Here is a 22,872-nt window from a genome sequence, read left to right as displayed (position 1 = left end):
CATCAAGGAGAAAATAAAATGAAAACAATGATGCGATTGATTGGGCTCAGCCTGCTGGTACTCAGCATTACCCTTCCCCCTTTGGCAATGGCTGCCGATCAAAAAGCAGTGCCAACCGGTATGTTTGAGCTGTATGCCATGAATGAAAGGGATAACATCGGCAACTACATCACCGAAGACTTCATTCTTACGGCTTATGCCATGATGGTTAACCAAAGTGTCACGGATATGGAACAGGCCGTGATCGTGCCGGCGTTTAAGAATCTACTGACTGCCATGGTGCAGCATCTCAAAAACAATCCGCCTTCTAAAGTGCCGGTAGATGTTGCAGCCCATAGCGCCAACCTCAATTATTTGAGTGTGGTCAACGCCCTGGCACTTGGTCAAACAAAAATTAAGGATGCCCCTGACGGCGACGCCGCAAATGTGGAACTTTCCGCTGTGCTGGATGCCAAGGGGACTGCCGTATCTCCATTGATGCAGCAAAAGATTGACTACACTCAATTTAAAGTTCGGGGGAAATATACCCGTACGCCTGAATTGAAGAACTATTTCCGGGCGATGCGGTACAGCAGCACAGTATTATTTCCGGTACTCTCATCCAAGGCGACAGGTATTACGGACAAGCAGGCGGATTTTCTGACTGCCCAGGCCTGTGCCCTGGCTGAGCTGATTCAAAATCACCCGAAAATCAAACAGCAATATGACAGTATTAATGAAAATTTATCCTTTTTGTTCGGACCGCCTGATGATCTGACGGTTGGCGACTATATACAGGTATCTTCTGTCGTACCCTCTGAAACCAGGCTTCCGGATCTGAGGAAAAAGCTGGCCGAGTTTGCCGGAGAGTACGGTAAACACCCCCGGATTATCGCCGGCATCGTGAATCAGGCTGCCCTGAAAAAGGAAAAGCGCAGCGCATCGGAAGTCATGACCGGCTTCCGGTTAATGCCTTTACGGTTCACGCCGGACAGCGCTGCCTTACAGGAATTATGTTACGGCCGTCTGTCCGGTAATTACTTAGGCAAGGATAAAAAACAGCCTCCCTTTTCCATGGTCCTGGCCGGCGGACGCCCGGTTAAAGGCTTTCCCCTGGCTCTTGAGCTGATGGCGCTGTCCGGGTCAAAAGTTGCTGAAGAGATTCTGGCCGATTCAGGGGACCAGGCATACAAAGGGTATGATGGGGCATTCAAAAAGGCAAAAAAAACTCTTGGGCAAGGCAACGGCTTGGCCGCAGATCACCTGGCGCTGATTGCCTACTGGCTCAAGAGAGGCCAGGATCTCCAGGCAGAAAATGATCCTGGCAGACGCCTGAACACCAGCCTGGGGTTTTACACCTGGCACCGCTATATCAATATCCTGTATGCCAAGCAATCTTACAGCGCGGTGGGAAAAAGCCTTTTGGTGTCACACCCCCGCAGCACTGCATGGATTGAACCGCTACCTGAACTCTACCTTCTTTTGAAAAATCAGGTGGAAAAACTGAACAATCATCTGGCAGATCCCCGGTATACCCGCAGGATGAGTACGTTTGCCGGACTACTTGAACGCTGTCATGAAATTGCCCGCAATATTGTTCTTGGAAAATCCCTGTCTGCGGCTGATACAGATTTTTTAAATACCCTGGATCAGGCGTTTAAAAGTTTATTGCCTGGTGAAGACCATCCCATTGTTGTGGATATCCACACGGATGCCAATTCCGGCAAGGTGCTGGAACAGGCCCTGGGATATCCTGAAATTGTTGAGCATGATACCGGAAAAGGCCGGACACGGGGCGCATTATTCACCCATTATGAATTCAAGCAGGATATGGATAAGCGGTTGACGGATAGGGCGTGGCAGATGATGCTCATTGCCGATCCGAAAATGGCCAAACTGCAGACCGCGCCGGGCCCTGATTCCGGTACAAAACCATAGGAAACAAGCAAAATGAAAAAAATTTATTTCGCTTTGATGGGTTTAGCGGTTTCGGTATTGTGTTGGGTTGCGGTTGTGCCGCCTGCTTTGGCAAGCGAAGGATGCCGGTATGCAAAACAGCTTTATGATGAAGCAATGAACCATACCGACAATCCAGAAAAAATTCGGCTCCTGGAAAAATCTGCTGATTTATGTCCTGATTTTGAGATTTATTTTAACCTGGGACAAGCACTTGAAAAAGAAAAAAAATATGAGGAAGCGCGAATGGCCTATAAAGAAGCCCAGCTCACGACAGAAGATGGCAGGCTGCAGGCCAATGCTTTGATTATGATCGGGGGGAGCTATGAAGCGCAGAAGGCAATGCATCTTGCGATCCGGCATTACCGGCAGGCCCAGATGCTTCACGAAAATCCCAAGGTTGATGCCCATCTGCAAAAACTTGTCCTGTCCCTGGCAGGAGAATATGTTCCCCAGGTCGAGATTGCCCGGGCATTGACAGAATCCACTAAGGGGTTTTCCGTCTCTCCTAGGATTGACCTTTACATCAATTTCGATCTGGGCAGCCATGACCTTTCCAGCCACGGTGCCCAACAACAGGCTGGGGCACTTGGTCGTGCCTTGATGAACGAAAGGCTGAAAGGCAGTCACATTTATATTGTCGGTCATACGGACAGCCAGGGTGACGCATCCTATAATATGTCACTGTCAATGAAACGGGCGGAAAGTGTGAAACGTTTTTTAATCAGACAATTTCCTAGCTTAACATCCCATTTGTCCCTATCAATCCAGGGAAAAGGCGAAACCCGCCTGCTGATATCCCCGGAGACTACAGCGCGGCATTATGCAGCCAACCGCCGGGTGGAGGTGGTGGTACAATGAAAATAATACCATGGACAGGAGGCCGGATGTTAAATACGGCTTCCCGAAAAACAAACTGGTTAATGGGCGTGTGTATTGGCCTGGTGCTGTGCCTGGCCATTGTTTTTCCGGCCTGGGCGGCTCATCATGCGCTGCTTATTGGGGTCAGCGAATATCCGGGGCTGCCGCCGAGATCGCAGCTGGAGGGTCCGGTGTATGATGTGGCAGCATTGAAAAAGCTGCTGGTTGCCGAACTAGGATTTGATCCTGGTAACATTGTATCGCTCACCGATTCCCAGGCCACTAAAGATAGAATACTGAGCGCTCTAGATAACCTTAATAAAACGACATCCCCCGATGATTTTGTATTTATTTACTTCAGTGGACATGGCACAAGTCCCCAGGACAAGGAATTCCAGAAAATGAATATAGATGATATGGGCACGCCTTACACCGGTGCCGTTCTGCCTTTTGATTTCTCCATCAAAGGCAGTGCAGACCAGATAATGGACAGGTTGATCATCGGTCGCCGGGATATTCGGCCACATATAGAGCGCTTGGATAAAGATCGGCGGATCTTCGGCGTGTTTGATGCCTGTTATTCTGAAAATGCCTTTCGCAGTCTCGATATGGCAAAAACACGGCATGTGACCATACCTTGGACTGATGCAAAAAAAAATATCGGGGCCTCTCTAATCGACGAAACCCCGTCGGATTCTAAAGAAAAACCGGTGTCGGCTTCAGCCCCAAATCCATATAAAAATACGGTTTTTCTCTCGGCATCGTCAAAAGGAGAACCGGCAAATGACATGAGCAGCAAGTATATACCTCAAAGATATACCACCTTTGACGGCAATGCCCACGGTGCATTGACCAATGCCTTGCTCATCGGTCTGAGTGGAACGGCGGATCTGGATGGTAACGGCAGAATCACCTATCGGGAACTTCACAAAAGCGTCCGGCTTAAAGTAGCGCAGGATTTTAGTCACACCCCCCGGCTTCTGGTGCCGAAAGACCAACACACAATGAAGGATAATACCGTTTTTCAGGCCAAACGGGGCGGTCAAGTCCGGCCGGAGCCATTAAGCCTTGGGGATCAACTGAAAGTCGCGGCTATGGGAAAGGCAACGCGTTTCACCTCTGCTGTCACCGATCTTCCCGGAGTCAAACTGGGTACGGAAAACGATTTTGACCTGATGATAAAGAGCGCATCGGCCGGTGCAGGCAATAACAGTGATACAGAAAAATTTGAATTGTATTTGGGCAACGGCGGATTGCTGGCGGAACTGCCCGCTTCTAAAGTCCTGGAGCGGATCAAGGCCCAGGTCAGGGTCAAAAAACTGCTGGAAATACAGTGGCCAAATTCCGGCTCTAACGTGTTTCTTGAAATTCTTGGCAAGCAGGGGATACTGTTTGAAGGGGATTCGCTTGGATTTTCCATTGAGACCCAGTCTGATGCTTATATCCTGCTTATCAATATTGACCACGCCGGCAACATTAACGTGGTTTATCCCTATGATACGTCGGAAACGGCCATCGTCAAAAAGGGACAAGGGCTCCATATGCCGGGTGTTTGCCGGGTAACCGGGGAATTTCTGGGTACGGAATACTTAAAGGTGTTTGCTTTCCCGACCCTGCCTCCAGAAATTCCAACATTGATGGGTGAATCTTTTTCTCCTGAAGATCCATTGTTTAATACCCTTTTGACCATGCTCAACCAACAAAAAAACGGGGTGACTACTACAAGAATGCTGAAAACGGAAAGACGGCAATAATGAAACAGGAAAACAAACAGGATCATAAAGGAACGCTATATGCAGATAACTTATATCGGGCTTATATGGCCTTATATGGGGTCGGACCACGGCAATCAATTGAAATAAAAGCAAATCACCCATAAAAATACCCTCAAATCAGGGCTATATTGTACTTTTGGGGGGTTTTAACTGTTAGCAAAAATATAGTCAAATATTGTCTTAATATGACAAATTTCGCAAATTTTTATCATTATTTTATACCAAAACTTAAAAAAATTCACATGTATCATGTTAATTCTGATATAATATCCTATTTTTAACCGGTTCTAAAGGCGATAAAGGAACCCATGAGTACCACAACGCTGTCATATCCGCTCAAATTTATAGATAGTTTCAGGCATACCTTAAAAAGCCTTTCACCTGTGATGTGTGAAAAGATCAATCATCTGTGGAACGATGAAAGCGTGCTCGAGGAGCTGAGTTCAGGTCGAAGAGGATTAAAGGTTTACAAAATACTGGAACCCATTGTGGATTTTAATACGTACCTGCCTTCAAGGGTGAAGCGATGTATGCTTGAGACAATGGGAAGAATATTAAAGTCTCAGCTTGACCGCAGCGCTTTATATAATAATCTTTGTGGGTTAACCTTGAACCCTGACGAGTGGACTTATGATTTCCTTAAAAAGCACGATTTAGCTTCAAAATACAATTATGTAAATAATATTCGCCGTCAGATCCAAAAATTTGAGGGCCAGGTTATTATTGACTATAAAACCGAGATAGCAAACCAGAAACAGGAAAATAATAACAGGATACTAAGTATTGACTACGGCTTGAGAAAACTGTTGGTGATAACCTGTTTTGAAATGACGGATGAAGGTCTGCCGGTTCAATTTTCACGCCCTTTTTTTGTAGATATAAAAATGCAACCCGGAAGAATAGAGATCACCAACCCCGGCCGCCTGATCAACACCGTGACCATTGAAAAAATGAAAGCCGGTATTTCCATCAGCCGGAACCCCATCATCTTAAAATTCATGCAGAACTACAGATATGCCGACCAGTTGGGAAGGGGTATCCCCATGGTATTCAGAAAAATTGCCACAATGCCCGGGTTCAGCATACACCTGGAAGCCCGGGACGAAATGTTTAAGGCAAGGATTGACTGGAGCCCTCTGCCCTAACCACTGTCTCACATAATGGCCATGGCCCGACCCCTTTATCCTAATTCACCACAAGACCATGACCCTTACGCCTGCTTTTTTCAGGAGAGCGCATGTCTTTATGAGCAAAGGTTCCAATCCGATCCGGTGAAGCAGAGATCCACTTTTCCACCATGAGCATCAGTTTCTGCGGGGTAATGGGCTTGGACAGGTAGTCATGCATACCGGCATCCAGGCATTTTTCCCGGTCCTCTTTCATTGCACTGGCCGTGAGCGCCACAATGGGCAGATCAGGGCGGGGAATATCCGGGTCCGAGCGAATGATTTTTGTGGCTTCGAGGCCATCCAGTTCCGGCATATGCATATCCATAAACACCATATCGTAAGAAAATTTGCGTACAGCTTCCACGGCTTCCTTGCCGTTTTTAGCCAGATCCGTATCATAGCCCATCTTATTCAGGGACATGACGGCCACCTTCTGGTTGATCGGGTTGTCTTCCACCACCAGAATCCTGACCGCTCTTTCCGGGTCCACTGAAAAACTGTGCCGGCCGACCAGTGCCGCATCCTGCGCCGATGAATCTTCCGATGTATAACCAGGCACGCAGCACCGGGCAATACAGTGAAAAAGATCCTGCCGTTTGATGGGTTTGAATAAAAAAGCACTAAAACCGATGCCTTTCATTTTTGCCGTGTTTTTTCTCAGTTCCCGGGTGGTCATCAGGATCATATGAATATCCTTGAAGGCTGGATCCGCCTTTATCTGCCGGCCCAGGACATCTCCCGACATTTCAGGCATCATGTAGTCGATGATGACAATATCAAACGGCAGGTTTTCTTCCCCGGCCGTCCTGAGCCGGGACAACGCCTGGCTGCCGTTTTCCGCCAGGGCACATCGACACCCCCATTTTTCAAGATATGCGCTTAGCAGGCGGCGGTTGGCGGCATTATCATCCACCACCAGCACATGGTTCCGGGCCACCGCTTCCTGTGTACCGGCCGTATCCTCATATTGGAGCGGCTGCCTGACCATCGGCAGGGTAAACCAGAACACAGCGCCGGGTGCTTTGTCACAATCCACACCGATCTCACCGTTCATCAGGTCCACCAGCTGCTTTGAGATGGCCAGCCCCAAACCGGTGCCGCCGTGTTTTCTCGTGGTCGAAGCGTCCAGCTGGGAAAAGGCCTTGAACAGGCTTTCTGCACGCTCAGGGGGAATGCCGGGTCCCATGTCTTTTACCGCTACTCTTATCCAGACCGTTTCTCCGGTCTCATGAACCCGTTCTACTGAAATTGAAATGCTGCCTTTGGGGGTAAACTTGACGGCATTATTGATCAGGTTGATCATAACCTGTTTGATCCGGCCGGGATCTCCTTTGACCATGGCGGGAACTTCGGGCTGGATATATGAAGTCAGTTCAAGGTGTTTTTTTTCCGCGTGGATGCTCATGACCTGGGTGATTTCTTCAATCAGATCCGTGAGATTGAAATCCAGGAGTTCCATCTCCATTTTTCCGGCTTCAATTTTAGAAAAATCGAGAATGTCGTTGATAATGCTCAACAGGGAATTGGCACTGGATTTGGCAATTTTCACCAGGTCCTTTTGTTCCCCGTCAAGCCGGGTATCGGACAGCAAGGACAACATTCCTATAACCCCGTTCATGGGGGTCCGGATTTCGTGACTCATATTGGCCAGGAACTGTCCTTTAGCCAGGCTGCCGGCCTCTGCATCAATCTTGGCCTGTTTGAGCCGCTTTTCAGATTGCTTGAGTTTGATGACCGTATCGTTAAACGCGCGCAACGCCCCTGCCAGGGACCCCACCTGATCAAAGCGGCCCTGGTAGGGGATCAACGGAGATCCGCCTTTACGAATTTGACCGATGACCCCGGCAAGTTTTTTTAAGGGCTGCTCTACAATGATCCGGGTGAGGATAAACAACACCAGTGCCGTAACAATCACGGTGATGATGCTCAGCCGGATCAGCCGTTGATGCAGTTGAGATTTGAGCTCCTGAAGCCGACGGGTCTGTTTTTCAATTTCATCAATTTTATAAAGGATCAACGTGCGGTCTGCCTCTGCGCGGATGCCGTCTTCAATCAGGGACTGGATCAGGTTGTTAATTTTTAATTCCAAATCCTGCACACTGTGTGTGCGATTTTCAAACACGGGCATTTGATCGCGCATCGCCGCCACCGCAGAGACGGCGTCATCTGCCATCTGATTAGAAAATTAATCAGATGGTGGTGAAGATGTAAGAAATGGGAGCAACCCTCGATTATCGTCATTTTTTCGGCCCGGGGTCCTGCCTGTTATCCGTTTCCGGGTCAGGACCGGTTTGTTCCCAGGGCCTGCCCGCCATTGTCTGTTGGGCGTGTTGACGAAATATAGAGTTACGCCATGTCACTTTGGACCACAATACAGGGATGCAAAACCTGGTCCATCCCCATTTTAGAATATTGATCAGCCAGAAGGAGACCCAGAGCGCCCAGGCCAGCATGGCAACCCGGTAGGCCCACATGGGAATGGATACCATCCAGGCCCGGGGCAGTACAGGGCCTGACACATCATGGTACCAGCGCAGCAGGTCGGCACTGGAACCATTGCCCCGGATGTTCATATCCGGATGCCCTAAAAGTCCGTTGGAGATGCTGAACACCAGACACGCACCCGACGCCAGGGTCAGTGCCACGATGCCCAGCTGGACCAGGTTGAACTTCATGCCGGTAAACTGATCGGCTCTGGATCGTAAATCCAGGGCAATGAGCCAGCCCGCCACAATGATGGCGGCGGCCGGATGATTCATGGAGATGCCGATGAACAGCAGAAACCACTGCAGCAGATTCAACGGGGTCCATCCGGTTTTTGACAGGACCAAGGCAATGATCAGGATCACGATCAGTTCGGACCAGAACAGCACGGCCGGGCCCACCGCCGGTTCTCCGCCCATAAACAGGGGCCACCGGCTGCTGCCGGGTTTGATATCCACACAGGGGTTGGCGCTGTCCATGCCAAGATCCACAACCGGTGTTTTATAGAAGGCGGAAATACCAACGGCCGACACCCATTGGAGCATAATTTTCTGGTGTCCGGGAACAATGGGCAGGGTCACCTGATTCTGATCCTGGCGGATGGGGCGAATCCGGCCTTGAATGTTCACCTCCTGCAGCCGGGCCTCTTCGGGCAGGGTAATGGTGTGGCGCCCGCCCTGGCTGCTGTTGATGGTAAGATCCAGCCGGCCCGTGGTGGCTGTCCTGCCCGGTGAAAAAGTCAACAGGCTTTTTTCAATGGTCATGGTCTGCCCCTCAATACCTTGGGGCCGGGTCACGGTAATGGTCAGGGTCTCCCCGGGCCAGGGATGCCAGGTGGGGTACCACCGGGTGCCGGTTTTATGAAAAATCACCGGGGTTCCCTGGTATGCCATGTGGAAAACAGGGCTGACATCCACCTTCCATATTTCGGTCCAGTCCCGGGTATCGGCATGTTTTAACGCTATTTTTTCCGAGGATGCCAGAAAAGATTCCCAGGCAAGGGTTTTCTGTCCAGCCCGGAAATTGACCTTTGCCGTATTCCCCTCTACCCGGATGCCCTGAGTGATGATGGATTCGCCGGGAAGTAACGGGATGTCAAGTTTTACGCTTGATGTTTCTTCTCCTTCACGGATGACCCGGGTATTTACTTTCCAGACAAGTCCGAGCAGCAGGGTCCGTTCAACCCTGGCAAAGGCAGGCAGAATACCAGTCTCAAGCACCTGCTGATGGTTACCGTCCGGCCGGGCGTTTCGTTTAAACTGGAGCTGGGCATCAAAGCTGCCGTCGGGATGACTGCCCTCCACGGTCCAGCCGTCCATGACAATATCCAGGTGCCGGGGCTTTAGCGGAAAAAAAAGCTGAAAACCGTTCTGCTGACGTATGGGGCCGCCAAGGTCTATTTTGTGACGGCCTTTGGAGACCATCACCCAGAATTGACCCGCTTTTTTAAAAATCCCGGCAGCGGTCCGGCCGTCCACGGTTACCTGTGACGGCAGCCACTGACCGGCATCTCCGGGAAGGGGTATTGCCGTATCAATGGCGGCATGAACCGCCACCCTGACCCTCAGCTCATCCTTTTTCAGATCAATGGATGCCAGGGGCAGATCTGCACAGTGATTAAAACAGTTATCCGTTTCAAGCAGCCGTTTTTCCAATTCTTCCAGCATGGACTTTGGCGGAAATTGTGTTGTGGCATGGGACACCACCGGTGTAAGACACAAAATAAATGCAAACACAGCGGGAACCATCTGTTTGATACCGGTTGCACCGGTCTTTTTAATGCCGCCTTTGCCAATGCCGAGCATACCTGCACCCAAAAGCACCACAAAGGCGACCCGCAAAAAGGCCAGGGCCAGGTTGATCTTTGGCCCGATCAGAAAAAACCCGATGGACTGATCTTTGCTCACAGGGCCGGACCAGGAAAAGCGGATGGTTTTATAAGCCGGCCACAAAGGCATTCCCGGGCCTGTCTGGGTTCGGGCCTTGGGGTCATATTGCATAACCTGGGCGGACCTGCCGGCTGATGACGGCGCATTGGACGTGGACATGGATTCATACATGCCTCCCAGGCGCGTCAGCTTTTTTGGGGACAGGGCCTGCCGTTCCGCTTTTGCCACGGCCGGTTTCCGGACCCCGTCCGCCATCTCCATCACCTGGTCCCGGGATTCTGACCGGATGACGCGACTTGAGGTGTCGGTCCATGTCCTGGCCAGTTCCGGGTATAGGCCGATGCGCAGGGTATGGATGGCAAAGGGAATCACAATGGCGGCAAAACAGATCAGCGCCACACCCTGACAAAGCTTGACAAAGGTGCGCATCCGGCCCTCGGGCAGATGTTTGAGCAAGGTGAACCCCACCAGGAGCACCAGCCAGATATACTTGGGGGCCTGGTGTTCGTGGAAGATAAGCACCAGGGTGACGAAGGCCAGAATGGCTAACGGTTTTGAGTAAACCCGGGACAGGGCAATGGTAAAGATCAGGAGCACAAAAAAATCCAGCAGGGTCCATCTGCCCATCCAGGTGCCGGGGATGCGGTCCACGTCCCGGGCATTGATCAGGGTCCAGCCCGCAGGCAGGTTAAGCGTGCCTTTTACGTCATTGAAATCATGATCCCAGCCGGTTGCCGGAACATGGTCAATCCCTTTTTCATAGGTGGCATCAGCCACAATATTGATCCGGCCGTTTCTCAGCTCAATACCGGCTTTGTCGCGACCTTCTCTTTGGGTGATCAACTGCTCCTGACCATCCACAAGGACCCGGCCCGGATGGATGGCCGGATCCAGTTCCAGACGCCAGTTGGTGTTCTTTTTGCCCGTGATTTTATCCTGGATAAAATAACCTGCACCGTCAAACCGTAACCACAGGGTCCGGTCTAATGAGAGCTGGTCCGGGGCGGGTTCCGGATCGCCCCGTTTAATCTGCTCGAAGGCCAGTGTGGTGTCAGGCGCCATCAGGTACGCTGGAAAGGATTGCCATTTTGCCGGCATGGCCGTCTGTTTGGGATCAATGGGTTGTGCCCCTGAAATCCGCACCCGTCTAAGGTCGGTTCGGGCACTGAAGGACCAGATCTCCTTATCGGGCCAGAATGGCTGGTCCGGACGGATGAACCGCACGGTCTCCAAAGGCCCTGCATGGCGCAAATTAAGATCGAGTTTATAACGTCCGGGCCTTACCTGAATGGTAATCCGGCCGTCGGATTCCAGGCGGGCGGGCAGCGGGCTGTCAAAGGATACCGGGATGAACGAATCGCTTTGATATACCGGTCCCAACACCATTTGCCGGGCCTGTCCCGACACTTCCAGGGTAAGATCAACGGACATCCGGGCCGGGATGTCATCCTCGATGAGCCGGAAGCATTCAATTTTCAGCCGGTCTTCCACCCGTTTTTCACGGGTCCTGTGTTTCAACCACAACCGGCCCTTGTCGTCCAGGTCCGGAAACTTTACGGGTTGACTATTTACCCTTAAGCTTACCAGACCGGTTGATACCGGAATGTTCAATTTTTCGGGCATGGTCCGCCAGTGAAATTTTCCACTGATGCTATGACGGCCCGGGGAAAGCATCATGCCCGGGGTATTATCCCGATCCAGAACCACGGCAGGCCGGCCGTCGGCAAAGACATTCATGGGCCAGTTTCGGCCGGAGCCCGGCAAATCAATCCGGGTCCGGGCATACACCTGCCATGACTGTTTAAATGTACCCCCGCCGTCTGTCAGATTCAAATTTAACTGTCCCGGCCAGGCGCAAAGAACCTGTCCGGCATTGTTGTACATGGGAATGCATGACAACTGCTCTTCTTTTCCGTGCAGCACCCATGCTTTCCAGGGGGCAAGGGCTTGGGGGACGTAAACGGAAGGTCTCGCATGGGCCTGGCCATATACGGCCGGAAAGATGGCGCAAGCCATAAGCAATATACAAATAGCGCCGATATTTCGCTGGATGGTCATGACATTGTCCTTTTTGAAAGGTGCTGCATCTATCAGATAAACCTGCTGTCTGAGGTCATGGTTTGGGCTTTGACCTGGTTTTCCTCCAGCCACCCCGACCGAACATTTTCAGTTTTGGCATCAAATCCCGGCACATAAGGTTTAATGTCAATGAGCGGGGTGTTGTTCAAAACATCAATATCCAAAATATCAAGGGTATTTTCTTTTCTTTCGACCAGGCGGACAATGGACAGCCCTATGGGGTTGGGACGCCGGGGCGCCCGGGTGGAGAACAGCCCCCGTGGTTTGGTATCCATAAAAGGGGTGATCACCAGATTAAATCCCTTGGACTGGTGAAAATGGTAGAGCAGGATCAGATGGGAAAATCCGTCAATGTCCGACAGGCCTTGTTCATACTCCGGGTGGATGATAACCCGGCCCTGAACATCTTTGGCGCCGGTGGGCTGGATTGGCATACCGATGCGGTCTTCAAACGGTGTCTGTATTGTGCCGATATAAGTTATCTGCATATAGCGTTCCTTTATGATCCTGTTTGTTTTCCTTTTATCATATAGTTGTTGAAAAACATGTTAAGCACAGGTCAAGCAAAGACAAGCCGGGAGAACATCTCTTTGAGTGTCGGTCTTGGATTGGCAAAACGGTGGCGGATAATTTCAGATAAGGTTTCATAGCTGGCGTAACGCGCCATCATGTCATCCAAAGCAAACAGCGTCAGGGCCGAAACCATCGACTTGCGAACCCACTTGCCAGCTTTTGGTTCACGATCAAAGCGCTTGATCAGAAGGACATCCCTGTTTGCTGCCTTTTTTAATGATACGGGTGCGACATCCAATCCCGCCAATTCAGCTAACCGCATGGCAATGTACTCAGCTTTCACAACGCTGTACAGATCTGTGCTGGACGAAAACTTGGCCACATATTTTTTACCGCCTTCTTCAACCAAGGCTTTCGGACGGGCCCCGCCTATGGAGCTAGCATGAAAAAGCGCCTGATCCAACTCCGGAGTGAGTGGAATTCCTTGCTCGACTCTTTCTGCAGATGCAATCAACTCTTCCATGCTGACATTTTTTACATTACGCGGCACATATTCTGTAATTGCAATGGCAGACTTGCCGACATTGCCACGCTCCAAGTAGCTTTTGCCATAGTTGAACATGATATTGTCGTTATCAGCTTCAAGACGCCCAGCCACAATCGGTTCGGTTTCACCGGGGAGCCAGATCCAAACAAAGGCTTCTTTTCCTGTTCTAGAAATCATCGTTCACTCTTTTGTACTTCTTACGAACAGACTTTGGCATGAGCGCAAGCTTTTCCTTTGTGTGACGAAGCTGTTTGGTCAAAGCGTTTCCATCAGCCTCAAACAGCTTGATGCCAACAATGGTTGCCACTTCGAAAACGGCTCCAATTTCACATTTGAGGTTACCTTTTTCGATACGTTGGAGCAGCCCTCTGGAAATACCAGCACGATCCGCCAATTCTTGAGCAGTAAGGTTACGCTCATTCCGTGCTTCTCGGATAAACGCGCCGAGCAAGGTTACTGCATCCTTGCTATACTGTGAGTAGGTGCGTTTGATAGATTTTGGCATACCTTCCCTTTGGTTTATATATAGATCATAATATGATAATACGTTCTTTTTATAGACCAAGGCTATTATGTTTAGATCAGCTTGTCAAATGATATTTTGATCTATATATAGACCCCATAATATTATTATGACCCATATATAATGCATTATTTGTCATTGACTATAAAAGTGAGATGAGCAAGGAGTTCAGCCGAACGGGGGATATAGCCGAGCAGAAGGTTTGACCCAAGTCCACGCACTGATTTTGGTGATTTATTTAACTATGCCACAAGAAAAAAAGCGTTTCAATATTTTGTATGAAAACGCAGCAATTCTAAAATACCGCTTTTTCCCACTCAAATCGGGTGATGTTCCGGTCGGATTTGCTGAACTCAACACCGATGAGCCAGATTTCCTTTTCGGCGTATTTTTCGTGGTATTTGTTTTCTTTGATTTGCGCCAGGGCCCCGGCCGGCCTGGCAGCCAATTCGTTGACTTTGAATTCGATGAGATACACCCGGTCTTGGAAACGGACCCTCATATCCATGCGGCCGTGACTGGTGGATTCCTCGGCCCGGACATCCAGCCCCAGGGGCGTGAAATAACAGTAGACGACTGAGCAGTAATAGCCTTCATAACCGGCCATTTCGTTTTTCCGGTACCAGTCGTGGGGAATAGAGGCGAAAAAGGCATGAAAAATGTCCTTCAGGCTGTCCAGACTGTTGGCTTCCAGGGCATCAAACAAGTCCAGTTTGTTTTTATCCTGTTCGTTTTCCGCCCGGCCCAGATCTTTGAGCAATGCGTTATTGAAGGCATATCTGACTTCATGGTTGGGGAAACCGAGTTTATAATATATCCCCCCCGGATATGCCTTTGCCGCTTTAATGGTTAAATAACCGGTCTGGAAAAGAAGGGGTTGGGGTTCAATGGCATCCACATCAAAACTTCCCATAAATGTGTCACTGATCCGAATACCTTCCAGGGCGTGTGCGGGTATGGCCCTTTCCCGCAGCAGACGGGGTAAAAAACTTGGGGTGCCGGTTTCAAACCAATAGGGTTTGAATTCCCGCTTTTTCAGATATAAAAGCACGTCAAAGGGATTATAAACCGGCTCGGCAAGAAAATTGTATCCATTATACCATTCCCTTATTTTATCTTTGTCCAGGCCCCGGATATATTCCGAGAACACGGTTTCCAGGTCATTCTGGGTGTATCCGCAAAGGGTGCCGAAGGCAGGGTCAAGGGTGATATCCTCAAGGTTATTCAGGCCGGAGAAAAGGGAGACTTTTGAAAACTTGGATACGCCTGTGAGCATGACGAATTTCAGATCCCCGCCTTTGGCCTTGAGTACTGAGTAAAAATGACGAAGTCCTTCCCTGATTTTTGCTGCAGTCTCCTGCTCAGTGATATTGTCGAGGATGGGTTTATCGTATTCGTCCACCAGAACCACGGGCCTTTGACCTACCTGTCTGCGGATGCTGGTGATCAGCTCGGAGAACGCCAGGTGTATCTCAGTGTTTTTCAAAGCAAGTCCTCTGGATTCAGCATCATTATTGAGCATTTCAATGATAGTCGTATCCAGTTGTCGGCGCGAGGTTAACACCCCTCCTGCAAAATCAATACGGATGACAGGATATTTTTCATCCCAGTCCCAGTTACTTTCAAGATACAGTCCCTTGAAAAGCTCTTTTTTGCCTATGAAGGCCTGGGCGATCGTGTCCATGAGCAAACTCTTGCCGAAGCGGCGCGGCCTGGACAGGAAATAGTATTTCCCCTGATCCACCAGATTATGAATCAAATCAGTTTTATCCACATAGCAATAATTGCCTGATATTATCTCCTGAAAATCATCAATGCCAATCGGTAGTTTTTTTATCATAAGTGATAGTCCCCTGGGAATTTCACAAGCGCCATAAAGGGCCTTGAGCATATTTGGGGCCAAAGCAATTTCGGTAGGTTGGGTTGAGGAACGAAACCCAACACCAATCAGTTGTTGGGTTTCGTTCCTCAACCCAACCTACGCAATGGACGAAATTAGAACCAAGCCCGCCACAAGTATATCAGGCCTCGCCCTCCTTTTTCTTGAGTTTTCCGGCCAGGATATGGCGTTTGCCGGCATTAAGTTCCACCTTGCGGATGCGGATGGATAAGGGCGTCACCTCAACCATTTCATCGTCCCTGATAAAATGGATGGCCTCTTCCAGAGTCATGGGTTTAACCGGAGAACAGATAGTGGCCTCGTCTTTTCCGGAAGCCCGCATGTTAGTCAGCTTTTTTTCCTTGCAGGCATTGACGTCAATATCGGCATGGCGGTTGTGTTCGCCAATTACCATGCCTTCGTATACGGGAGTGCCCGGTGAGATGAACAGCCGCCCCCGGGGTTCCAGGTTGAACAGGGCATAGGGCACGGCCTTGCCCTGGCGGTCGCACACAATAGAGCCGGTGTAGCGCACGGGAAACTCCCCGCGATGGGGTTCATACCCGGACAGGTAGGAGTTCAGGATGCCCGTGCCCCGGGTGTCGGTCATGAACTCGTCCCGGTATCCGATCAGGGAGCGCGACGGAATAGAAAACTCCATGTGGACCCGGCCCTTGCCGTTATTCACCAGGTTGGTCATTTTGCCCTTTCTCACGGACAGTTTTTCGGTGACCACACCCATGAAATTTTCATCGCAGTCCACAAACAGATGTTCGATGGGTTCCAGGGTTTGGCCGTTTTCTTCACGGTAAATGACCTTGGGCCGCCCCACACACACTTCAAAATCTTCCCGGCGCATGGTTTCAATGAGGATGGCCAGCTGGAGTTCCCCGCGTCCCTTGACAATAAAGCTGTCGTCATCGGTACTCTCCTCCACCTCAATGGCCACGTTGAGCAGGGTTTCCTTGAGCAGGCGCTCCCGGATTTTCCTGGACTGAACGTTTTTACCTTCTTTGCCGGCAAAGGGGGAGGTGTTAATGGCAAACCGCATGAACACCGTGGGTTCGTCCACTGAGATTCTGGGCAAGGCCAGGGGATTTTCCCGGGTGCAAATGGTGTCACCGATTTTCACATCCTCAATGCCTGCCAAAACGATGATATCTCCGGTGTCTGCCTGATCTACCGGCACCAGCGTCATGCCTTCATAGGACTGGAGTTTAGAGACCTTGAGTTGGTTTTGGCCACCGTCCTCATCCATGCATACCAAAGATGCGTTGGAGGCGGCAGATCCGTTGAATACCTTGCCAATGGCAAGGCGCCCCAGGTAATCAGAATAGCCAAGATCCGACACCAGCATCTGGAAAGGTGCGTCAGGATCATAGGAAGGTGGCGGCATCTCATTGATAATGATATCAAAAAGTACTTTCAGGTTATCCACCTCTTCTTCCAGTTCCCGCTTGACAATTCCGTCCCGGCCAATGGCGTAGAGATAGGTGAAATCCAGCTGTTCGTCCGTGGCGCCAAGGTCGATAAAGAGGTCATAGACCATATCCAGCACCGCGTCGGGCCGGGCATCCTTGCGGTCTATTTTGTTGATGATCACAAGCACGGGAAGACCTGCATCAAAGGTTTTCTTGAGCACAAACCGGGTCTGGGGCAAAGGCCCTTCGGAGGCATCCACCAGCAGAATGGCGGAATCCGCCATGGAAAGAGCGCGCTCCACCTCACCGCCGAAATCGGCATGGCCCGGGGTGTCAATAATATTGATCTTTACCCCGTTGCAGGTGACCGAGCAGTTTTTAGCGGCAATGGTAATTCCCCGCTCCCGCTCAAGATCCATGGAGTCCATGAGCCGGTCATCCACAGCCTGGCCTTCCCGGAACATCCCGCTCTGTTTAAACATGGCATCCACCAGCGTGGTTTTCCCATGGTCAACATGGGCAATAATGGCAACATTTCTTAATTTATCATTTACTTCACTGTTTTTTTTCATATTCTCCTAGAACTTAATGTCTGAACGGAAAGTTGTGTTTGGACGAAAAATTGCCCGGATGCAAGGCGCAGAAAAATTTTCAACCGGCGCATACTTGAGTATGTGAGGATTGTAAACTTTTCTGCAACGCCGCAGGTGGATGATTTTTCGTTCAAACTATTTAGATATTCGGGTGGTGCCGTCCGGGGCTGTCAACACCCGTACCCTGTCCCCGGGAGAGATGGGTACATCGGCCTCCTGGACCACCACAATGGTTCTCCCACTGTCAAGGTTAACAACAATTTCAAAACCGTTTTTGGTTCCTGCCTTATGTTCAATGGCTGCGCCAACGGCCGCACCTGCCAGAGCACCGCCAATGGTAGCCAAATCCCGGCCATGGCCCTGGCCGATGGTGCTGCCGATCACACCGCCGGTCACACCACCGATGGCACCACCGGCAACCGGAGGCTTTGAGGCCTGGATGATGACCGATTTTACAGATGCCACAGTTCCTGTATCCACGGTCTGGGCCTGCATGGCCTGTTCATGGGTATATACATTGGAGCTTGATGACGCGCATCCAGCCATGGTCAGCATTGCTGCAGCCATGATGCAAAAAATAAATTTTATTCCTGATTCGCTTCTATTCATATTTTGCCTCTTGTTTCTGGTTTCTTGCTATTATACCGCCTACAGGCGGCAAAAGGAAGTAAACATTGTATGAGAAAAAGTCAATTCCCAAAAGTTGGTTCTGAATGATGTTTAGATATGAAATCAGGAACATATGCTGTAAACTATGGATAACTGATAATTAAATCTTTTCAAAATCAATTTTTCGGGAGGGAAATCATGACGGATGACATTCTTAAAACGTATCGATACTTCCTCAAAGACAGTATCCGTAAAACAATTGCTTTCCAATTGACAGACCAAAACCAGGGCGTGCCGGCCCCGCCCATTGAAAAGCCGTACCCTGAGGGCGCCACCTTAATAGATCTTCCCGGTCCTGATGAATGGCATGGGATTTTTCAGGCAGATATTACACACGCCATCGGCAATAGAAAAAGCCACCGGGTATATCGAGATCAAAGCCTGTCATTAAAAGAACTGGCATACCTGTTATGGTGTACCCAGGGCGTCAGGGGGAAAAGATTCCACGGCCATGCATACAGAAATGTGCCTTCTGCGGGCTGTCGCCATGCCCTTGAAACGTATCTTGCCGTTTTTAATGTGGATGACATTGATGCCGGCGTGTACAGATATTTACCCCTTTCCCATCAACTCGTATTTGAATTCAAAGATGACCTGTTGTCACAAAAAATGATCATTGCGTCCCTTAACCAATCTTATCCGGGTAAATCCGCCGTTACATTCATCTGGTCTGCCGTACCCTATCGAATGGAATGGCGGTATGGGCTGGCAGCCCATAAGGTTATCGCGCTGGATGCCGGTCATGTGTGCCAGAATCTATACCTTGCCTGTGAAGCGATTGATGCCGGAACCTGTGCGATTGCGGCTTATGATCAGGAGGAATTAGATGAACTGCTCGGCCTTGATGGTGAAGAGGAATTTGCGATATATCTTGCGCCTGTGGGAAAAGTAAGACGTTGAATAAGGGTCGCACCTGTGCGACTTGGCGGTTCTGATTGATGATACGGTTTTTGTTTCGGAAAAATGAAGACCATTTGGATTCAATTAGGCCCATGATCGGAATAAAATCTTCCAAAATATGCTTTAGAATTTTCATTCGTATTCAAGGCGTGGCAATGGTAGCATATTGAAATGTGTATTCATTGTCACAACGAAGAAGACGGATGAAAAGGCAAACCATATGGGATCGTTTATTTTGATTATGGGCCTTAAAATACACTGAAAAATATAAATTTATTAGATATATTTCATTGTTATTTTTATATGGTACAATTATTGCTGATTGCTATTTAGTTACGTCCCAGTGACCTCGAACAAAATTTTAAACCCCAACAGCAAAGGAAAGATGAGAATGGAAAAAATATTAATTGTTGGTTGTAAAAAAGCCATGGATGACGTTTGTATCGGGTGCAGCAGATGCCTGGTGGGATTCAACCGCAAAGAGGGTGAATTCGCGGCTTATAAAGACAAGGACGCAGAGATTATGGGGATGCTCAACTGCGGTGATTGTCCCGGGGCAACCATTGTCACCCGGCTGGCCCAGGTCAGTCTGTGGAATAAGCCCATGGGCGAAAAAGTAACCAAGGTTCATATTGCCCCCTGTATCACTGATCACTGTCCCCATAAAGAGACACTCATTAAAAAAATTAAGGCAAAATCAGGGGTTGAAGTCATTGAGGGAACCCATCCCTACAAACCCGAAAATATTTTTGCTTAAATCGTGTTCAGGTGAGTACTTAGGGGCATTGGGGCTCAACCACATAGATGGGCGCAAGGGCTTTTTCCGATGTAATAAAAATATTCCCATTTGTCTGGTCAAGCCCCAATGCCTCACGCTGGATCATGGTGTGTAAGGGGGACGGCAGGCTGATCTGCTGCGGTGGATTTGAAAACGTCGTCTCCCAGGTCTGATCCGGGGTCCGGGGATGAAATGCGCCCGCACCGGACCGCGTTCTTATACGGGGCCGGTGACGGTTGACGGGTCGGGTTTGCCGGACAGGTCCGGCAGGCCGGCAAGATTGCAAGCCCTGCAGCCAGGGCGAGGATAAACAGATTCGTCATTGGGTTTTCCTTGATTTATGGGTTACGAGCCTTAATAATGTTTCATAAGATCAAGCGCCCGCTTAAGCCTGTGACAGAAAAATTGAATGCACGCTTTTCTATATGCCAGGCCCTTGAAATATTCCTGACCGCCGCAGGTGATGGTGGGGCAGTCCACCTTTATTCCCAGGTCTTCAAATGTGGTACGCCAGCTGTCTTTTTCACCCATAAGGTCATCTTCCACATGCATGCCGGCCAGAAACATCATGGGGATCAGGCGAATCCGGGTAAACGGTGTTCGGGCATGGTCTTTTTTGATCTGGTTGGCAATGCTTTGAAAATTGGGAACCCCTTCAACCGTAGCCGCATAAATATTGTCATACATCCCCGAGACAAGATGACTGATGCCGATATAGATCGTGTTCACCGGATCGGCCGCCAAAGGGGTGCCATGCAGGGCAAGCAGGTTGATCTGGTTTTTTCCGGTGAGAAAATCCGCTGACACCTCTTCCAGGACCGCTTCGATAAAAGACCACCGGTGGCACAGGGTTTCACCCAATATCACCCGTAACCCGGGAAAATATAAACAAGACTCCCGGACCTGCTGATACTCTGTGCCGGGAAAAACATGCAACGGCTGAACAACGGCTTTGCGATACCCGTCAGACTCCACTTTGGCCAGGGTTTCCAGAAGGCTTGGCAGCCCTTTTTTTCTACGGATGATCTCGGATGTATAGGCCCAGTATATCTGATGGCCGGCAAAATTTTCGGCAAGCTGGGCTTCGACTGCGTCCATGGCTGCCTGCCCCCTGGAAGAAGAGCCAAACGTTGCAATAATGATTGCCGGTTTATCTTTAAGCTTCGGCAGCCGAAATTTGCGGCCAATGTAACCATACTGATGCATTATCATATCCTTTCTATATTAACGTTCCAATAAGTTGTGAACTTAGCGCCCTTCGGGCGGGTTGTCAGGTGCTGGGTGCTGGGTACTGGAAATTCCTATACTGTTAAATTAAATCCAAGGACGCCTTACCTAATTTTTTAAATCGTAAGGTACCCCGGATTAGGATTACAGATTCGGCGAGCTTAAATTATTCAGCATCTTTATCGGCATTTTGCCAAGGCCATCTTCCCTCAACTTCAACATGAAGCGTCCAGCCAAGAAAAGTACGTATTAATACAATTATTCCAAGGACAGTTACGTTTTCTATCGTAGCCGATACGATTACCGTTCGTATAATATCTCCGGCAACTAAGAACTCTAATCCTAGAATAATAGATCGCCCTAATTGTCTTCGGTATGTAAAATAAGCAACGCCTTCCGGTAACTGGCGAAACGAACGGATAAATGCAATAGAAGACAGGATCGTCCCAATGATCACAACAACGACTCCAATAACCTCAATGGAGTATCCTGCTATCGATATAATTTCAGTAAATTTCATAGTATTGTTTATTAACAGTGGGTTGCAAGGATTTGCTTGGTCCGATCCCATTTTAGACTCTGCACAAAACCCGGTAAATCGGTGGGATAACCTGCAGCCGATTTTGTTAACACCAGCCGAACCGCCTTGGTACGAGATCCGTATGTCGGGTGGTGTGGGAGGGCTCCTCAGTGATGGGGAGTCCTATCCCGATTGGGCTAATTTTCAATCAACCTCTCGTGGCTCAAGCAATAGGCTGAGGCCTTGCAATACTTCTTCAAAACGTTTTTTTGAAAGAGTTCCAATTTTTTCTATCAAATCAGTTTTGTTTACCGTATAAATTTGTGAAATATTCACAACACTTTTTTTAGGGATGTTTGCTTCCCCTTTTCGAAGAGTAACATTCCCTGGAGCGTTTCCAATTCTTAGGTTTGATGTAAGGGAACAAACAACGACGCTGTTTATTCGACTCTGGTTAAAAAGATTGTTTTGAACCACAAGATGTGGATGACGATAGCCGGGTTCTGACCCTTGAGGCTCTCCAAAATCAATCCAGTAGATTTCACCTTGTTTTACCATTGATCATTCAGCAGTTCTTTGTGTTTAGGACGCATTTTTTGAACTAAAGAGTCAGTTTGTTGATCATCATAAACTTCGTTTAACTGTTGAAGCAGCTCCATATTTTGATAGCGTTGGATATACTCTTTTGCTGCTTGAGAAAATATATAACTTCTTGAAACATTAAGTCTTTTTGCAATTATATTTATTTTTTCGAAAATGGGTTTTTCTATAGAAATGGCTGTTTTTACGTTCGGCATATTGATCCCTCTATTATTTGTTTTAGTATAATATTTAGTATGAAAGGCGTCAATACTTTGTAAGATCGGGTAGGTCAGGAGCTTCGCAGCTCCTTTCCCCCCTCAGATGCCAAATTTTTCGATTGAATCCACGGCAAAATAAGGAACCTGGCATTATTCACAATCAAATGCAAATTTAATAGTATACTTGGGGTTCGATCATTTTAAAGAGCAAATGAAAAAATTTAAAACATAAACAATTGAAACGAGAAAAGTTCCTTTATCCAACCAATATTTCCTGTTATAAATAAGAAACTAATGAACTTCAAGCCTC

19 protein-coding genes are annotated in these 22,872 nt (G+C 49.0%); 6 read left to right on the top strand and 13 right to left on the bottom strand.

What is annotated here, in order from left to right; translation table 11 throughout:
- Positions 1 to 18: 18 nt before the first annotated feature.
- The 4 genes from HXW94_RS13575 to HXW94_RS13560 all read left to right on the top strand — a co-directional run bounded on the left by HXW94_RS13575 (position 19) and on the right by HXW94_RS13560 (position 5,716).
- Positions 19 to 1,917 (top strand): DUF3160 domain-containing protein, encoded by a 1,899-nt coding sequence (locus tag HXW94_RS13575; RefSeq protein ID WP_178367446.1) that lies wholly within the window; start codon positions 19 to 21, stop codon positions 1,915 to 1,917.
- A 12-nt stretch (positions 1,918 to 1,929) separates the two neighbouring features.
- Positions 1,930 to 2,796, top strand: a complete 867-nt coding sequence (locus HXW94_RS13570) for an OmpA family protein (protein WP_178367445.1) — start codon at positions 1,930 to 1,932, stop codon at positions 2,794 to 2,796.
- A complete protein-coding gene (locus HXW94_RS13565; protein WP_178367444.1) occupies positions 2,793 to 4,550 on the top strand; it encodes a caspase family protein in 1,758 nt (585 codons plus the stop codon). The genes HXW94_RS13570 and HXW94_RS13565 overlap by 4 nt, the downstream gene beginning before the upstream one ends.
- Positions 4,551 to 4,879: 329 nt before the next feature.
- On the top strand, positions 4,880 to 5,716 hold the full coding sequence (locus HXW94_RS13560; RefSeq protein ID WP_178367443.1) for an ATP-binding protein: 837 nt from the start codon (positions 4,880 to 4,882) through the stop codon (positions 5,714 to 5,716).
- Between the two features lie 40 nt (positions 5,717 to 5,756).
- Here the strand turns inward: HXW94_RS13560 and HXW94_RS13555 are convergent, their stop codons facing one another.
- The 8 genes from HXW94_RS13555 to HXW94_RS13520 form a co-directional block, all read right to left on the bottom strand.
- Positions 5,757 to 7,913 (bottom strand): response regulator, encoded by a 2,157-nt coding sequence (locus tag HXW94_RS13555; protein ID WP_178367442.1) that lies wholly within the window; start codon positions 7,911 to 7,913, stop codon positions 5,757 to 5,759.
- Positions 7,914 to 7,977: 64 nt separating this feature from the next.
- Positions 7,978 to 12,171: a hypothetical protein gene (locus HXW94_RS13550; protein WP_246294017.1), complete on the bottom strand. Its 4,194-nt coding sequence runs from the start codon at positions 12,169 to 12,171 to the stop codon at positions 7,978 to 7,980.
- A gap of 32 nt (positions 12,172 to 12,203) precedes the next feature.
- Positions 12,204 to 12,680 carry a tRNA (N6-threonylcarbamoyladenosine(37)-N6)-methyltransferase TrmO gene (tsaA, locus tag HXW94_RS13545; protein WP_178367441.1) on the bottom strand — a complete coding sequence of 159 codons (477 nt, stop codon included), beginning with the start codon at positions 12,678 to 12,680 and terminating at the stop codon, positions 12,204 to 12,206.
- 71 nt (positions 12,681 to 12,751) lie between these two features.
- Positions 12,752 to 13,429 carry a type II toxin-antitoxin system HipA family toxin gene (locus HXW94_RS13540; RefSeq protein WP_178367440.1) on the bottom strand — a complete coding sequence of 226 codons (678 nt, stop codon included), beginning with the start codon at positions 13,427 to 13,429 and terminating at the stop codon, positions 12,752 to 12,754.
- Positions 13,419 to 13,757 carry a helix-turn-helix domain-containing protein gene (locus HXW94_RS13535; protein WP_178367439.1) on the bottom strand — a complete coding sequence of 113 codons (339 nt, stop codon included), beginning with the start codon at positions 13,755 to 13,757 and terminating at the stop codon, positions 13,419 to 13,421. Before HXW94_RS13535 ends, HXW94_RS13540 begins: the two co-directional genes overlap by 11 nt.
- Before the next feature lie 313 nt (positions 13,758 to 14,070).
- Positions 14,071 to 15,615, bottom strand: coding sequence for an ATP-binding protein (locus HXW94_RS13530; protein ID WP_178367438.1), 1,545 nt, complete (start codon positions 15,613 to 15,615; stop codon positions 14,071 to 14,073).
- Between the two features lie 181 nt (positions 15,616 to 15,796).
- On the bottom strand, positions 15,797 to 17,647 hold the full coding sequence (typA, locus tag HXW94_RS13525) for a translational GTPase TypA (RefSeq protein WP_178367437.1): 1,851 nt from the start codon (positions 17,645 to 17,647) through the stop codon (positions 15,797 to 15,799).
- Positions 17,648 to 17,803: 156 nt separating this feature from the next.
- Complete coding sequence (locus tag HXW94_RS13520; RefSeq protein ID WP_178367436.1) at positions 17,804 to 18,277, bottom strand: outer membrane lipoprotein; 474 nt, start codon at positions 18,275 to 18,277, stop codon at positions 17,804 to 17,806.
- 198 nt (positions 18,278 to 18,475) lie between these two features.
- Between HXW94_RS13520 and HXW94_RS13515 the strand changes: the two genes are divergently transcribed.
- Positions 18,476 to 19,237: a SagB/ThcOx family dehydrogenase gene (locus HXW94_RS13515; RefSeq protein ID WP_178367435.1), complete on the top strand. Its 762-nt coding sequence runs from the start codon at positions 18,476 to 18,478 to the stop codon at positions 19,235 to 19,237.
- 391 nt (positions 19,238 to 19,628) lie between these two features.
- On the top strand, positions 19,629 to 19,994 hold the full coding sequence (locus tag HXW94_RS13510) for a CGGC domain-containing protein (RefSeq protein ID WP_178367434.1): 366 nt from the start codon (positions 19,629 to 19,631) through the stop codon (positions 19,992 to 19,994).
- A gap of 113 nt (positions 19,995 to 20,107) precedes the next feature.
- On the opposite strand, the gene HXW94_RS13505 is transcribed toward HXW94_RS13510, so the two are convergent.
- The 5 genes from HXW94_RS13505 to HXW94_RS13485 all read right to left on the bottom strand — a co-directional run bounded on the left by HXW94_RS13505 (position 20,108) and on the right by HXW94_RS13485 (position 22,559).
- Entirely contained in the window at positions 20,108 to 20,338 is a 231-nt protein-coding gene (locus tag HXW94_RS13505; RefSeq protein WP_178367433.1) for a hypothetical protein, read from the bottom strand.
- A gap of 31 nt (positions 20,339 to 20,369) precedes the next feature.
- Positions 20,370 to 21,221 (bottom strand): sirohydrochlorin cobaltochelatase, encoded by an 852-nt coding sequence (locus HXW94_RS13500; RefSeq protein ID WP_178367432.1) that lies wholly within the window; start codon positions 21,219 to 21,221, stop codon positions 20,370 to 20,372.
- Positions 21,222 to 21,408: 187 nt separating this feature from the next.
- Positions 21,409 to 21,813, bottom strand: a complete 405-nt coding sequence (locus HXW94_RS13495; RefSeq protein WP_218576718.1) for a DUF1622 domain-containing protein — start codon at positions 21,811 to 21,813, stop codon at positions 21,409 to 21,411.
- A 153-nt stretch (positions 21,814 to 21,966) separates the two neighbouring features.
- The gene (locus tag HXW94_RS13490) at positions 21,967 to 22,320 is read right to left on the bottom strand and encodes a type II toxin-antitoxin system PemK/MazF family toxin (RefSeq protein ID WP_178367430.1); all 354 of its coding nucleotides are present in this window, start codon (positions 22,318 to 22,320) and stop codon (positions 21,967 to 21,969) included.
- Entirely contained in the window at positions 22,314 to 22,559 is a 246-nt protein-coding gene (locus tag HXW94_RS13485) for a ribbon-helix-helix domain-containing protein (RefSeq protein WP_178367429.1), read from the bottom strand. The genes HXW94_RS13490 and HXW94_RS13485 overlap by 7 nt, the downstream gene beginning before the upstream one ends.
- Positions 22,560 to 22,872: the final 313 nt, after the last annotated feature.

It is taken from the genome of Desulfobacter latus (assembly GCF_013389365.1).
GTDB lineage: Bacteria > Desulfobacterota > Desulfobacteria > Desulfobacterales > Desulfobacteraceae > Desulfobacter > Desulfobacter latus.
This window is presented reverse-complemented; position numbering and strand designations above follow the sequence as displayed.